The organism is Desulfovibrio sp. OH1186_COT-070 (assembly GCF_003860215.1).
In the GTDB taxonomy this organism is placed as follows: Bacteria; Desulfobacterota; Desulfovibrionia; order Desulfovibrionales; family Desulfovibrionaceae; genus Desulfovibrio.
On the sequence record NZ_RQYH01000006.1, the window covers coordinates 41,772 to 55,836 of the forward strand.

13 protein-coding genes are annotated in these 14,065 nt (G+C 61.2%); 6 read left to right on the forward strand and 7 right to left on the reverse strand.

Going from position 1 to position 14,065, the window contains the following annotated elements; translation table 11 throughout:
• The first annotated feature begins 317 nt into the window (after positions 1–317).
• From EII23_RS03325 to gmhB, 3 genes are all read left to right on the forward strand, one after another.
• Positions 318–1,253 (forward strand): respiratory nitrate reductase subunit gamma, encoded by a 936-nt coding sequence (locus EII23_RS03325; RefSeq protein ID WP_124791970.1) that lies wholly within the window; start codon positions 318–320, stop codon positions 1,251–1,253.
• A gap of 12 nt (positions 1,254–1,265) precedes the next feature.
• On the forward strand, positions 1,266–2,864 hold the full coding sequence (locus EII23_RS03330) for a (Fe-S)-binding protein (protein ID WP_124791971.1): 1,599 nt from the start codon (positions 1,266–1,268) through the stop codon (positions 2,862–2,864).
• Positions 2,865–3,066: 202 nt separating this feature from the next.
• Positions 3,067–3,660, forward strand: a complete 594-nt coding sequence (gmhB, locus tag EII23_RS03335) for a D-glycero-beta-D-manno-heptose 1,7-bisphosphate 7-phosphatase (protein ID WP_124791972.1) — start codon at positions 3,067–3,069, stop codon at positions 3,658–3,660.
• Between the two features lie 27 nt (positions 3,661–3,687).
• Here the strand turns inward: gmhB and fliM are convergent, their stop codons facing one another.
• Positions 3,688–4,668: a flagellar motor switch protein FliM gene (gene fliM / locus EII23_RS03340; protein ID WP_124791973.1), complete on the reverse strand. Its 981-nt coding sequence runs from the start codon at positions 4,666–4,668 to the stop codon at positions 3,688–3,690.
• Positions 4,669–4,895: 227 nt separating this feature from the next.
• Between fliM and EII23_RS03345 the strand changes: the two genes are divergently transcribed.
• The 3 genes from EII23_RS03345 (at position 4,896) to EII23_RS03355 (ending at position 10,496) form a co-directional block, all read left to right on the forward strand.
• Positions 4,896–6,545, forward strand: a complete 1,650-nt coding sequence (locus EII23_RS03345) for an ASKHA domain-containing protein (RefSeq protein ID WP_124791974.1) — start codon at positions 4,896–4,898, stop codon at positions 6,543–6,545.
• Between the two features lie 2 nt (positions 6,546–6,547).
• Complete coding sequence (locus tag EII23_RS03350) at positions 6,548–8,134, forward strand: small ribosomal subunit Rsm22 family protein (protein ID WP_148091232.1); 1,587 nt, start codon at positions 6,548–6,550, stop codon at positions 8,132–8,134.
• A gap of 94 nt (positions 8,135–8,228) precedes the next feature.
• Entirely contained in the window at positions 8,229–10,496 is a 2,268-nt protein-coding gene (locus EII23_RS03355; RefSeq protein WP_124791976.1) for a vitamin B12-dependent ribonucleotide reductase, read from the forward strand.
• A gap of 79 nt (positions 10,497–10,575) precedes the next feature.
• Here the strand turns inward: EII23_RS03355 and fliQ are convergent, their stop codons facing one another.
• The 6 genes from fliQ to EII23_RS03385 all read right to left on the reverse strand — a co-directional run bounded on the left by fliQ (position 10,576) and on the right by EII23_RS03385 (position 14,062).
• Positions 10,576–10,845 carry a flagellar biosynthesis protein FliQ gene (fliQ, locus tag EII23_RS03360; RefSeq protein ID WP_124791977.1) on the reverse strand — a complete coding sequence of 90 codons (270 nt, stop codon included), beginning with the start codon at positions 10,843–10,845 and terminating at the stop codon, positions 10,576–10,578.
• Positions 10,846–10,863: 18 nt separating this feature from the next.
• Positions 10,864–11,541 (reverse strand): flagellar type III secretion system pore protein FliP, encoded by a 678-nt coding sequence (gene fliP, locus EII23_RS03365; RefSeq protein WP_124791978.1) that lies wholly within the window; start codon positions 11,539–11,541, stop codon positions 10,864–10,866.
• A 52-nt stretch (positions 11,542–11,593) separates the two neighbouring features.
• Complete coding sequence (fliO, locus tag EII23_RS03370; protein ID WP_124791979.1) at positions 11,594–12,034, reverse strand: flagellar biosynthetic protein FliO; 441 nt, start codon at positions 12,032–12,034, stop codon at positions 11,594–11,596.
• On the reverse strand, positions 12,027–12,566 hold the full coding sequence (gene fliN, locus EII23_RS03375; protein WP_124791980.1) for a flagellar motor switch protein FliN: 540 nt from the start codon (positions 12,564–12,566) through the stop codon (positions 12,027–12,029). The genes fliO and fliN overlap by 8 nt, the downstream gene beginning before the upstream one ends.
• A gap of 70 nt (positions 12,567–12,636) precedes the next feature.
• Positions 12,637–13,242: a flagellar basal body-associated protein FliL gene (fliL, locus tag EII23_RS03380; protein WP_124791981.1), complete on the reverse strand. Its 606-nt coding sequence runs from the start codon at positions 13,240–13,242 to the stop codon at positions 12,637–12,639.
• Between the two features lie 79 nt (positions 13,243–13,321).
• Positions 13,322–14,062 carry a YggS family pyridoxal phosphate-dependent enzyme gene (locus tag EII23_RS03385; protein WP_124791982.1) on the reverse strand — a complete coding sequence of 247 codons (741 nt, stop codon included), beginning with the start codon at positions 14,060–14,062 and terminating at the stop codon, positions 13,322–13,324.
• Positions 14,063–14,065: the final 3 nt, after the last annotated feature.

Sequence of the window (14,065 nt, forward strand, 5' to 3'; positions counted from 1 at the left end):
GCGCGGAAAAAATTTTTTCCGGAAATCTCCATGAATTTATTGGGCAAAGCCTTTTTCATGACGAGCGGACTCCAAATTTTCTCCCCGGCCTTCTTTGCTTTTTTGCGGAGTTTTGGTTATCAACGGAAGACGGGGCGGCTTGACTTTTTTGCGGGCATGCCCAACTCCTTGTCAGGAGTATTTTCCGGCTTTGCCCATGTCGGGCAGCTTCGGACGTGTGCAACAGGAACCCCCCTGACTGCTTTCGCAGCACCGCGAAAACGGCGGGACGCAGATGAACCCAAAATCCAGAGGCTTTTTGCCACGGGGGATACGGCATGACCACATTGTTTTATGTTCTTGGCTATGCGGCGGTAGCCGGCTTTTTTTGCATGGCTTTTCTGAAAATCAGGGCCTATGTCCAGTCCAGCCCCCTGCATGTGCGCTGGGAACTGTACCCCGTGCCTCACGAAGGCGTGAAAACCGTCTACGGCGGCAGCTTCATGGAAGAGAAGGACTGGTGGACCAAACCCCGCCATGTGGATCACTGGGGAGGCATCAAGGCTCTTCTGACGGAAGTGCTTTTCCTGCACGCCACGTTCAAGCACAACTTCAAGCTCTGGCAAAGCTCCTACCCGTTCCATTTTGGCCTCTATATGCTCATGGGCGGCACCATCATCGTGATTTGTGCCGTATTCGCGCAGTTTCTGGGCCTTGACCCCAACGGCGGGTTCATGACCTTCATCAGCAACCTGATCAGCGCCTGTGCTCTCGTGGGCTCGCTGTGCATGATTGCCGGCGGGCTCTGCCTCATCCATCGCCGCCGCGTTGACGCAGGCCTCTTGCGCTACACAACCCCCGAACACTACTTCAACCTGCTGGTTTTCGTTGTCTTCGGCATTCTCGGCCTGATTGCCTGGGCGACGGCCCCCTCCTACTTTCACTTGGCCCGTACCTTTATCTACAACCTTTTCACGCTGACGTTCACCCCACTGCCCAATACATTCTTCACCCTGCATCTCTTGGTGGGCTTTTTCCTGCTCATCTGGATCCCCATGACGCACATGGGACACCTGTTCATGAAGTTCTTTACCTACCACGACATCCGCTGGGGTGACGAACCCACCACCTACAGCGAAGGCAACAAGCAGAAAATCGTGGATGCTCTCAAGCATACCGTAACTTGGTCGGCCAGGCACATTACCCCTGACGGCAAGTCCAAGAGTTGGATTGACGTGGCTACCAGCAATCCCGCAGCCCCCAAAGACAATTAGGGAGAGTTTGACATGAAAGATACCTTGCAACTGAAAGACGTTTCCACTGCCGAAGGGCAGATGGTACATATAGACCTCAAGGATATTCCCACCCTGCCGCTGGACGTGGCGACCATGCCTTGGAAACCTTTCACGGAAGACCAGAAGGCCAACGTGGCCTGTATTCTGGACGAAGTTTCCGTCCTGAATATTCCCAAGCCCAAAAACAGGGAAGAAGAAGAGGAACTGGTCAACAAGTTCCTGACGGGTATGCGCAAGCTTTTCAGCAAGGAGAACAACTGGCCCTTCCTGCCCATGCTGGAAACCAGCATGGACTATTGCGCCCAGTGCAACTCCTGTTCCGAGGCCTGCCATCTGTACGAGATGTCCGGCGAGAACGAGATGTACCGCCCCAACTTCCGGTCGGAAATCTTTCGCCGCATCTACAAGCAGTATGTGAAAAAAGAGCCTCTGGCCAAGTGGCGTTACGGCGACATGGGCCTCAACTGGAAGACCGTGGCGCGCCTGGGCGAGTTGGCTTACCGCTGCAATTTGTGCCGCCGCTGTGCCCAGACCTGCCCCATCGGCGTGGATAACGGCCTGCTGGCGCGGGAAATCCGCAAGCTGTTCAGCCAGGAACTGGGCATCTATCCGCGTGAGCTGCACGAAAAAGGCACCATCAACCAGATGGGCTGCGGGTCATCCACGGGCATGACATCCGATGTTGTGAAAGAAAACGTGGAATTTATCGACGAGGACTACACGGAAATCACCGGCGTGGGCATCCACACGCCCTTCGACGTGCAGGGAGCCGACATTCTGCTGCTGCACAATGCCGGTGAAATCATGGCCTGGCCGGAAAATATCGCCGCCTTCTCCCTGATCTTCCAGGAAGCTGGCCTCTCGTGGACGCTGTCGAGCAAGGCCATGGCCTATGACGGTGTGAACTACGGCGTTTTCTATGACGATGCCCAGACAGCGCGCATCGCCCTCCAGCACATGATGGCCGCCAAGGAACTTGGGGTGAAAAAAATCGTCATCGGCGAGTGCGGCCACGCCCACAAGGCCCTGACGGTTATTGCCGACCGCCTTATTCCCTTTGAATATCAGGTGCCGCGCGAAAGCTGCTACGTCACGCTGCACGACATTGTCATGTCCGGCCGCCTCAAGCTGGACCCGTCGCGCAACAACTTCCCCGTGACCCTGCACGACCCGTGCAACATCGTGCGCCTCATGGGCATTGTGGAACCGCAGCGCGAAATCGTACGCAAAATCGCGCCCCAGTTCCGCGAAATGCCCTCCCACGGTGTGGACAACTATTGCTGCGGCGGCGGATCCGGATTTGCCATCATGACCCGCAACAATATTGAGGAATGGCGCGGCAATATCTCCGGCCGCAAAAAGATGCAGCAGATCAGCGAAGCCTTCAAGGACTGCCTCGGCCCGGAAACCCGCAAGTACATCTGTGCGCCGTGCTCCAACTGCAAGGGGCAGATCCGCGAAATGCTGGAACCCAACGACCTCTACAGCAAGAACAACTTTGCCTACGGAGGCCTTGTGGAACTGATTGTCAACGCCATGACCAACGTCAACCCCGGCTTCATCAAGTTTGAAGGAGAAGAAGAGGAATAAACGTTCCCTCCGCTTCTTTTCCTGTCGGCACGGCATGCCGTGCCGACCCCCTGCCCGCACGGCGTACCCCGCCGTGCGGGCAGGGATGTTTGTGGCGTTTGTCGCTGCAAAAATATTTCCGGCATGGGCCGCCGGTACCACCCACACCTTCTGACACAGAGTTGCCCGGCAGGCACCCTCCAACGACCCTGGAGCCAAAAACATGAAGCGAGCCATTTTTCTGGATCGTGACGGGACCCTGAACAAGGATAGTGGCTATGTGCACCGCAAGGAAGACTGGATATGGCTGCCCGGCGTACTTCAGGCGCTCCGGCGTTTCCGTGCCGCCGGTTATCTGCTTGTGGTGGTCAGCAACCAATCCGGACTGGCGCGGGGCATGTTCACGCAGGAGGATCTCGCAACGCTGGAGGCCTGGGTCACCACGCAGATGGAAGAAAAAAATGTGGGTATTGACGCCTGGTACTATTGCCCCCACCTGCCGGAAATCACCGGCCCGTGCTCCTGCCGCAAGCCGGAGCCAGGGCTTTTGCTGCACGCAGCCCGTGATCTGGACATAGATCTCGCCCGCTCGTGGATGGTGGGCGACAGCCTGCGGGATGTGCAAGCAGGGCTTGCGGCGGGCTGCCAATGTGTGCTGGTGGGCCCCACAGGACGGGAGAAGGCACCGTCCCTGCCCGCAGGCGTGGTCGTCGCCGCGCATCTGCCTGCGGCAGAGGCCCACATTCTTGGCCCGGAACTGCACCGGATGCGCGTTGTGCGGCAAGCGCGAACGCAGGCAGAAGACAGCAACTCCTGAACAGAAAATCGGCCTGCGCCGCCAGCCTCAAGTGTGCTGCGGCTCGTTTTCCTTGATGATCTGAAAGGCCTTCATGGCTTTCACCGTGCCCGCGATGCCGTGGTATTTCTCCACGCCCGCCACGGAGCAGGTAAGCAGATCGTCCTCATCGGTATCCAGCACAAGCACGTCCCCCACCTGCATGCGCAGCAACTGATTGCCGGTGATGGTGGTGCTGCCGAAATGCACCTTGAGTTCTACGGGCGTTTCCAGAAGGCGTTCCTGCAAGCGGGACACCCAGGCGTGGTCCACTTCCAGGCGTTCCGTCTGAAAGCTGGCGTGCAGCTTGGAGCGGATGGGCTCAATGGTGGCGTAGGGCAGGCAAACGATCATGGATCCCAGGGACGTATCCAGTTCCACCTCAAAGGTGATGACCACCACCACATCGCTGGGCGGCACAATGGCCGCAAACTGGGGGTTGATCTCGCTGCGGACCAGTTCCAGCTTGACATCGTGCACGGGACGCCAGGATTCCTCCATGTTTTCCAGAGAGATCTTGACGATCTTGTCCACAACCGCCTGCTCGATGCGGGTAAATTCGCGTCCCTCCACCTTGGGCTGGGAACCGGCCCCGCCAAAAACATTTTCCACCAGGGCAAAGACCAGACGTGAGTCCACCACCATGATGGCATTGCCGCGCAAGGGGTCCATCTTGAAAATATTGATGGACGTGGGCACGGGCAGCGAGCGCATGAACTCGCCGAACTTGGTCATGTCGATGGAAATGGGGTTCAACTCCACCCGTTTGCGTATGGCGTTGGACAAGGCGTTGGTACACAGGCGCGCAAAACGGTCGTTGACGATTTCCAGCACGGGCATACGCCCACGGATGATTCGGTCCTGATTGGCCAGATCAAAACTGACAATGCCGGAATCGTCCCCCGAAGAGTCGGACTCGTGTTCGATTTCTCCGCCGGAGAGCCCCCGCAGCAGGGCATCCACTTCATCTTGCGCCAAAACCTTGTTCATCGGGACTTCCTTTCCGTTGCAGCAGCACAGCACGCATCATGGCTTCCGAACAAATCTTGCAAGAAAAAGGCCATTCCGGCAAGCCGTGTCCGCTCTCCATCCCGAAAAAATTTTCTTCACTCCCTGCCCGACAATGCGCCTTTGCCTTCCCCGCCAACGCGGCCTGTGCCCAAAGCGGCTTTGCGCCCGCCCCTTGCCAACAGCGCAGGCTTCAGGCAGTTTGGGGCATGCGCATCCGCCTTTTTCCCGCCCTGCCGCAGGCCGCTCAAGCCCCTCGCCCCACGGATGCAGAAAATTCGGCAGCCCCGCAGGAGACCGTCTGCATCACAGCCCGTCCGGGCGTCAACCTTTCCCGCGCCATCTGGCTCTCCGGGCAGGTGGAGCCTCTGCCCCTGTGCGCAGGCCTGGGGCAGTGCGGCCGATGCCGTGTGCGCTTTGTGGATGTCGCGCCCCTGCCGCTGGCCGGGGAAGAAGCAATTTTCTCCCCGGAAGAGCTGGCCCACGGCTGGCGGCTGGCCTGCCGTCGTCAAATCCCTGACGGAAAAAGTACGCTTGACCTGGAGCTGCCGCCCCAAAACCTGCCCTGTCCGGCACGCGCCCCCGCTCCTTCCGGTCTTTCAGAACACTCGTGCAGCCCGGCGGCTCCTGCACTGGCTCTGGCCGTGGATCTGGGCACCACCACCGTCTATTGGCGGGCACTGGCCAACGGCACGCCGGTGGCCGAGGGGGGCTTTCTCAATCCGCAGGCCGGGGCGGGGCCGGATGTCATGTCCCGTCTGGCCGAAGCCCGCGCAGGGCAAGCCCCTCTGCTGGCCCAACTGGTGCGGCGTTCCCTGCGCGCTGTGGTGCAAAGCCTTGCCACGCGGGGCACGGTCACGCGCCTGTGCGTGGCGGGCAATACGGCCATGACCGACATTCTTCTGGAAAAGCCCCTGCACGGCCTGTGCGCCGCTCCCTATGCCCTGAGCCACACGGGCAATATGCTGGCCGAACTGGAAGATCTGCCCCCTGTCTACATTCCTCCCCTGCCCGCCCCCTTTGTGGGCGCGGACGTGAGCGCCGGACTGGCCGCCCTGTTGGAAAAAAATACCCCCCAGCCCTTTGTGTTGGCGGATCTGGGCACCAACGGCGAACTGGCGCTGGTGGCCGGGACAAAAAACGTGTGGCTGACCAGCGTGCCTCTGGGACCGGCTCTGGAGGGCATCGGCCCGCAGTGCGGGCAATTGGCGGGCCCCGGCGTTGTCACAAGTTTTTGTCTGACCCCCGCCGGGCTGACCCCGCGCTTCTGGGAGCAGAGTTTTTCCGCTGGCGAAAGCGCGGCTCCCGCGCCGCAGGCGCGCGGCATCAGCGCCACGGGGTATCTGTCACTGCTGGCCATCCTTTTGCGTCTCCAGGTCCTGGACAGGGAGGGGCATTTTGTGCCCGATCCGCCCATGCCGTTGGGACGCAGACTCGCTGCTGCTCTGGAACACCACCCCGGGGGCCTGTGTCTGCGTCTGCCGCACGGCCTGTGGCTTGCCGCCTCCGATGTGGAAGAACTGCTCAAGGTCCGGGCGGTCTTCGCCCTGGCTCTGGAAAAACTGCTCGCTGCCGCAAACCTTGCGCCGGAGCATCTGGTCACTCTCTGCCTGGCGGGCGCGCTGGGGCGCCATGCGCACCCCGACGATCTGGCACGCCTCGGCTTTGTGCCCGGTACGGCTGCCGGAAAAATCAGGGCTGTGGGCAATACATCTCTGGACGGAGCGGCCCTGCTGCTCCAGAAGCCGGAAAAGGCCGCGGAACTGGCAACGCTGTGCGCCAAAGCGCAGGTGCTTTCCCTGACAGACGAAGCGGATTTTGAACACAATTACCTGCGCTGCATGCGCTTCGGAACCTGACTATGCTGCCACACAAGCCGCACAACCCCAAAAGCGCGAACAGCGTACGGCAGGCCCCGCAAAAACCGCGCCCCGGCATGGCAAAAATACACGAAGGGGGGAAGCGCTGGCCGCAGCCAATCCCCCTGTTCGCGGCCCTGCCCCGCGAGGGCGCAGAACTGCTGGACGGCCTGTCCGAAGCCCTCCACCACGTCCGACCTCTCAGCGCGGCGCACAGGCGCTCCCTGCCGGAAGACATTGCCCGCCTCTCCCGCCTGCTGACCACCGAGAGGGCGGGGCTGGCACGTTCCTACTGGACGTCTCCGGCGGCTATCAGCGCCTATCTTTACTACTTTCTGCCCTGGAACCTCCTGCGTCTCACGCGCCTGCTGTCCGCCCTGCCCCTGCCCGATCCGACCCGCATTGCGGCCCACGCCGGGGGGCAAAGCACAGGCCAGGCCGCAACTGCTGGCAACGAAGCCCTTCTGCTGGATGTGGGATCCGGGCCATTGACTCTGCCCCTGGCCCTCTGGCTGGCTTACCCCCGATGGCGCTCCGCTCCCATCCGCGTGCTGGCCGTGGATCTTGCACCCCAACCGCTGGAACTGGGCAAAAGCCTGCTGGAAACTCTGGGCAAGATGAGCGGACATCCCGTATGGCAGGTGCACACAGCCCGCGCCCCTCTGGAACAGGCGGCACGTATGGCAACGCGCCTGCCCGGACTCTCCGGCGCACGTCCCTGGCTGGTGAGCGCCGTCAACGTGCTCAACGAACTGCGCTCCGGCAAGCGCGGCGCACACAGGGAGCAGACGGAAGAAGGGGAAATCTCCAACGGTTGCCGCGAGGAAAAACTGTCCGGCTTTCTGGCATCTCTCGCGCCCCTCGCGCAGGGCAGAGAATCGCAGGCACCAGCCCTGCTTTTTGTGGAACCGGGCACACGGCTGGGCGGAACAACCGTCATGCACATGCGGCGTCTGGCCCTGGAGGCGGGCTGGAACGTCCTCTCCCCCTGCCCTCATGGCGAAGGCTGCCCGCTTCTGGAAAACGCGCACAGCCGCACATGGTGCCACTTTACCTTCAGCAGCGCGGGCGCGCCGCCATGGCTGGAAAAACTCTCCACGGACGCGGGCCTGGAAAAAAATGCCCTGAGCCTTGCGCCCCTGCTCCTGGGCCGCCAGCCGGGCGCACACGACAGGACGAAAAAAAGTCCCGCAAGGGAGCGGCACGGCTCTGTGGCCGGGGAAACGGCGCGGGTGATTTCCGCCGCCTTTGCCGTGCCCGGCCTGCCGGGACGCGCGCGCTACGCCTGCTCCGGGCAGGGGCTGCTGCTGCTGGAAAATGCCGGAACCCTGGCCTCCGGCGACCTGCTGGACGTACGCATACAGCCCGGACGGGACCGCAAAAGCGGAGCGCGCACGGCAGGGCCTGTCCGCATAGAAAAACAGCCGGGCCGCAAGGCCGCCCCGCAGCCTGCCGGGCTTGCCGCCGCAGAAACTTCCGGAGAAAGAGGGCAGGCGCGCGCGCAAAAAAGTGCCGCCTTGCAGCGGCAAAAAAAACCGGTCGGCAAAAAACCCCCGCAGCACCGGCTTCCGGGGGAAAAAGGAAAATAGGGGGGCTTTTCTTTGCCCCCATTCCGTGTATAGTGCGGACTTCCCGTTCACAAGCGGCCCTTATGCTGCCGCGCCAACCGCAACAAGGTGCTCCATGCTCACCATGCCTGCCGATTTGCCCAAGCCCCAGCTCAAGCCCAATACGGAAGTTGTTCTGCAAAAACGCTATCTGCGCAAGGATCCGGAAGGAAAGCTTGTGGAGACGCCGCGTGACCTTTTCTGGCGGGTGGCCTCCGCTGTTGCCGCGGAAGAAGGCAAATATCCGTCCCCCCGCTCCGGGGAAGAACTGGCACGCGATTTTTACGACATGATGACCAGTTGGAAGTTTCTGCCCAATTCGCCCACGCTGATGAACGCGGGCACGGAACTGGGGCAGCTTTCCGCCTGTTTTGTGCTGCCTGTGGGCGATTCCATCGAGGAAATTTTCGATGCCGTGAAACACGCGGCCATGATCCACAAGTCCGGCGGGGGTACGGGATTTTCCTTTTCCCGCCTGCGCCCCAAGGACAGCCGTGTGGGCTCCACCGGCGGCGTGGCGTCCGGCCCGGTATCCTTTTTGCGCATTTTCAACACGGCCACAGAGCAGGTCAAACAAGGCGGCACCCGGCGCGGTGCCAATATGGGCATTTTGCGCGTGGACCATCCGGACATTCTGGAATTCATCCGCGCCAAGGAAAAAGAGGGGGAATTCAACAACTTCAACCTGTCCGTGGGCCTGACGGAAGCCTTCATGCGCGCGGTGGAACAGGACGAATACTACGATCTGCTGACCCCCCAGAGCGGTGAAGTGACGGACCGTCTGCGCGCCCGCGAAATCTTTGATCTTCTGGTCAGGAAAGCCTGGCAGTCGGGGGATCCGGGCATTGTTTTTCTGGACCGCATCAACCGCGACAATCCCACGCCGGAGCAGGGTGAGATCGAATCCACCAATCCGTGCGGGGAACAGCCTCTCCTGCCCTACGAGGCGTGCAACCTCGGCTCCATCAACCTTTCCTGCTTCTGCCTGCCTGGCCACGAAAACAGCGCGGATCCGGCCCGCGAGGGCATTGACTGGGAGGAGTTGCGGCGCGTGGTGCACCTGGCAGTGCGTTTTCTGGACAATGTGATCGACGCTTCCCGCTTTCCGCTGGAGCGCATCACGGAAACCGTGCGCAGAAACCGCAAGATCGGCCTGGGGGTCATGGGCTTTGCCGATTTGCTGTTCCAACTGGGCATTGCCTACGATTCACGAGAGGGCATTGCCCTGGGCGAGCGTATCATGGCTTTTGTCCAGGACGAGGGGCACAAGGCCTCTGCCCGGCTGGCCGAAGAGCGCGGCCCCTTTCCCGCTTTTTCCCAATCAGCTCTCTGCGCGCAGGGCAAGCCTCCCTGCCGCAACGCCACGGTGACCACCATTGCGCCCACCGGAACCCTGTCCATCATCGCGGGTTGCTCCTCGGGCGTGGAGCCCCTCTTTGCCCTCTGCTTCACACGCAATATTCTTGACGGGGAAAAACTGGTGGAGATCAATCCCCACTTTGAGGCCGCCCTGGCCCAGGAGGGCATGCTCAGCCCGGAACTCATGGACGCCGTGGCGGCCTGCGGCTCCGTACAGGGCATGGAACATCTGCCCGCTGCCCTGCGCAAGGTTTTTGTTACAGCCATGGACATCGCGCCGGTCTGGCATCTGCGCATGCAGGCGGCTTTCCAACGCCATACGGACAATGCCGTTTCCAAGACCGTGAACCTGCCCAACAGTGCCACAGAAGAAGACATTGCCCACATCTACCGGCTGGCCTTTGAAGAAGGCTGCAAGGGCGTCACCGTCTACCGTGACGGCTGCAAGAGCGTACAGGTGCTGGCTACCGGCGAAGGGCAGAAAAAAATGGACGGAGCCACTGATGTGGCGCAGGCCGCCACTGCCGGGCGATCCTCCGTGCGCAAGCGCCCCGACATGGTCTGGGGATTCACCCAGAAAGTTCCCACCGGCCTGGGGGCCATGTACCTTACGGTCAATGAGGTGGACGGACGGCCCTTTGAGGTCTTTGCCACCATCGGCAAGTCCGGCCGCTCCATCACGGCCAAGGCCGAAGCCATCGGCAGGCTGGTGTCTCTGGCCCTGCGCTCGGGCGTGCATGTGCGTGATGTGGTGGCCCAGATCAAGGGCATCGGCGGCGAGCATCCTGTTTTCCGGGGCAAGGGGCTGCTGCTCTCCATCCCCGACGCCATTGCCTGGGTGCTGGAAAAACGCTACCTCAAAGACGATATCTTGGCTGATGTTACGGATCTGCAGGGGCACGACTGCCCCGAATGCGGCGAACGGCTCACCTTTCAGGAGGGTTGCCTGATCTGCACGGCCTGCGGATTTTCCCGCTGCGGCTAGTTTTTCACTCCGTGTGGCGAGATTGTGTCAGGCCGTTGCCCGAAAAAACGGGCAACGGCCTGAAGCTTTGCAAAGGAATCTAGCGGATATATGTGGGAATATTGATAAATACCTCATGGGTGAACGTGATCATGCGCTCCATGAGCCAAGGCAGAGCCAACAGCAGGGCCAGAAACATGCAGACGATCTTGGGAATGAAGGTCAGGGTCATTTCCTGAATTTGCGTCGCCGCCTGCACCACACTGACCACAACCCCCACAGCCAGCCCCACACCCAGCATGGGCAGGGACATCATGAGGCACAGCTCGATGGCCTGACGGCCGAATCCGATCACAAAATCAGGAGACATGGCAAAACCCCGCCGCGTTTAGAGCAAAAAGCTGTTGACCAGAGAACCTACCAGCAAATTCCAGCCGTCCACCATGACAAAGAGCAGCAGCTTGAAAGGCATGGACACCATCATGGGCGGCAACATCATCATGCCCATGGCCAGCAGCACGCTGGAAATGACCATATCCAGCACAAGAAAGGGGATATAGATCAAAAAACCGATGGTAAAAGCGGTTTTCAACTCGCTGATGACATAGGCCGCCGCCAGCAGCATGGTGGGCACTTCCTCCTTGTTGCGCGGCGCCTCCATCTTGCTGATGGCGTAGAAGATCGAAAGATCCTTCTCACGGGTGTGCTTGAACATGAACGTCCGCAAAGGCATCTGCGCACGATCCAGGGCTTCCTTGTAGTCAATGGTTTCATTGAGGTAGGGCTGGAGGGCGGTGTCATTGATCTGTTTGCCCACCGGGAACATGATGACCACCGTCATAAAAATGGCCAAGCTGGCAAGAATCTGTGTGGGAGGCAACTGCTGTACGCCCAAAGCCTGACGCAAGAAGCTGAAAACAATGATGATGCGTGTAAAGCTGGTGACCGTGAGCATGATGGCCGGTGCCACGGAAAGCACGGTGAGCAGAAAGAGGATTTCCAGCAGCACCGAAACCTTTTCCGGCGACTGTGCGCCGCCGGTAAGCGTGAGCTGCATGGTGGGCATGGTCAGATTTTGCGCGGCCTGCGCCCATTCCGGCCCGCAAAGAAAGCACAGACTAGCCGTCGCCGCTGCGGCGGGCACTCTCCATGATCTGCTGAAAATCGGCGTTTGTGCTTTCATCCTGCGCTCGCTCCTCGGTCAGAAGGGTGATCTGCTGGTCGGTCACGCCCAGCAGCAACCTTCTATTCAAGAAGCGTACCACCATCAGCCCCTTGCGCGGCCCCAGAGGCATCTGCGCTTCCATGACCAGCGCATCACGCGGCAAGGCTCCGGGGCGCGGCAAAAAGCTGAACCGGCCAAAGCGCCGCGCCAGCCAGACTGCCAGCCAGAGAACAGCCAGCAGAAGAAAAAGCACGCCCACAGCCTGCGCATAGCTGCTCCAGTTCAGGGCCGGGGCCAGAGCGGTCGCCTGCGCGCCCGCAGCACCCTCCACGGCCTCGCGCACATGCCCGGAAGAGCCTTCAGCCGTTGCCACCAAGGCCCACAAGCTAGCCAAGCTGCTTTACCCTTTCGATGGGACTGATAATGTCTGTCAGGCGCACGCCGAATTTTTCGTTGATGACCACAGCTTCGCCGCGGGCCACCAGCTTGCCGTTGACGTATACCTCCAGCGGTTCTCCCGCCAGTTTGTTCAGTTCCACCACAGAACCCTGCCCCAGTTGCAGAAGTTCGTTGATGAGCAGGCGGGTGCGCCCCAGTTCGGCGGACACATCCAGCGGGATGTCCAGAATGAAGTCCAGTTCGCGTTTGAGCTTGCTGTCCCTGGGCTGGCGCGCCACATCGGTCATGTCCTGAAAATTGGCGTCAGCAGCCCCGCTGCCCGAGCGCAGATTCCCGGCAGTGGGGGAAATGTCGGGCGCTTCCTCATTGGCCAGTGCCTCGGCCCACTGCGCGGCCAGAGCCTCGTCATCCAGCGCGGACTGGCCGGAGGGCAGGGCCGGGGCCGTATCCTGCGCGGCGTCCGCCTCGTCTTCTTCCAACTGTGCCGCCCACTGGGCGGCCAGGGCTTCCTGGTCGTCTTGCGACATGTCTCACCTCACATCTCTTGCCGCCGCGCCGCCAAAACACTGCGGGCACTGCCGCCGTGCAGGCAACGGATCATTCCACCACAAAATCCGTAAAATACACCCGGATAACCCGTTGGGCTCCGAGAATCTGGTTCAGCCGGGCCGCCACTTCGCTCTTGAGCAGTACCTTCCCGTCGGGGGAGGCAATATCGTTGTACCCCTTGCCCGCCAGCAACATGATGACGGCATCGCGGATGCGGGCGCTGTTGGCTTGCAGGGCTGCCGACACATCGGCGTTGACCTCCACCTCCATGCCCAGCTTGAGATAACGCCGCCCCGACGCATCGGAAAGATTGACCGTGATGGCAGGCAGAGGCAAAACCTGACCCGTACTGCGGGGCAGGTCGCTTTGCCGTTCGATGCGCGCCCCGCCGCCCGCAGGCGCGCTTCCTCCCCCCTGGGGGGCTGCTGCCGTGCCCTGCTCTGCGGGCTGCCCGGCAGAAGCTTCGGCTGTCGGCGCGGAACCATCGGCCGGGGTGCGCATGAACAGCCACCAGTACGCGCCTATGCCGCCGCCGCTCAAGATCATGAGCAGGATCGCCAAAATAATGACCATGCGCTTGACGCGCGATTTCTTTTTGGCAGGCACATCCTGCCCCTGTGCCAGGGCCTGCACATCTTTTTCCTTAGCCGCCATACCACTTCTCCGTACGGTTCCTGAAATTTATGCACAAATCACGCCAAGAGCGCGAGTGCGCCCGCCATGCTCCGCGTGGTCAGCCTCTGGCGGGCCTCTGGCCGAAAATATCCGTGCCGATGCGCACCAGGGTCGCCCCTTCCGCCACGGCCGCAGCAAAGTCTCCGCTCATGCCCATGGACAATTCGGGCAGGGGCAGCCCCAGGCGCGCCCGCAGTCCGTCCCGCAGCTCGCGCAGCCGGGAAAAATAGGGACGGGCCGCATCCCCCGCATCAAAAACCGGCGGCAGGCACATCAAACCCTGTATCTCCAGATGCGGGCAATGCTCCCGCACATGGTCGGCCAGCGGCGCAAGGTCTTCGCACATCACGCCCGCCTTCTGCGGCTCCTGGCCCACATTGACTTCCAGCAGCACACCCTGCCGCCCCTTCTGCCCTGCATCGGGGCGGGCAAGCGCCTTTTCCAGCGCATCGGCAAGCTTGCGCGAGTCCAGAGAATGCACAAGGCAAAAGGCTCCGGCCACCAGCGCCGCCTTGCGGCTCTGCACATGGCCGATCATGTGCCAGCGAATGTTTTGCGCGAGCGAGGCCAGCGCAGGATCGGCCGCCAAATCCTGCCTTTTCTGCAAGGCTTCCTGCACATAACTTTCGCCAAAATCCGTTTGCCCCAATCCCGCGGCTTCGCCCACCAGCGCATACGGATGCAGCTTGGATACCGCCACCAGCCGCACTTCGCTGCGAAAACGCCCGGCGGCCCTGCACGCCTGATCAATGCCCTCCAGGACACGGACGTACCGCTCGCGCAAAAGTTCGTCAGCCATTTT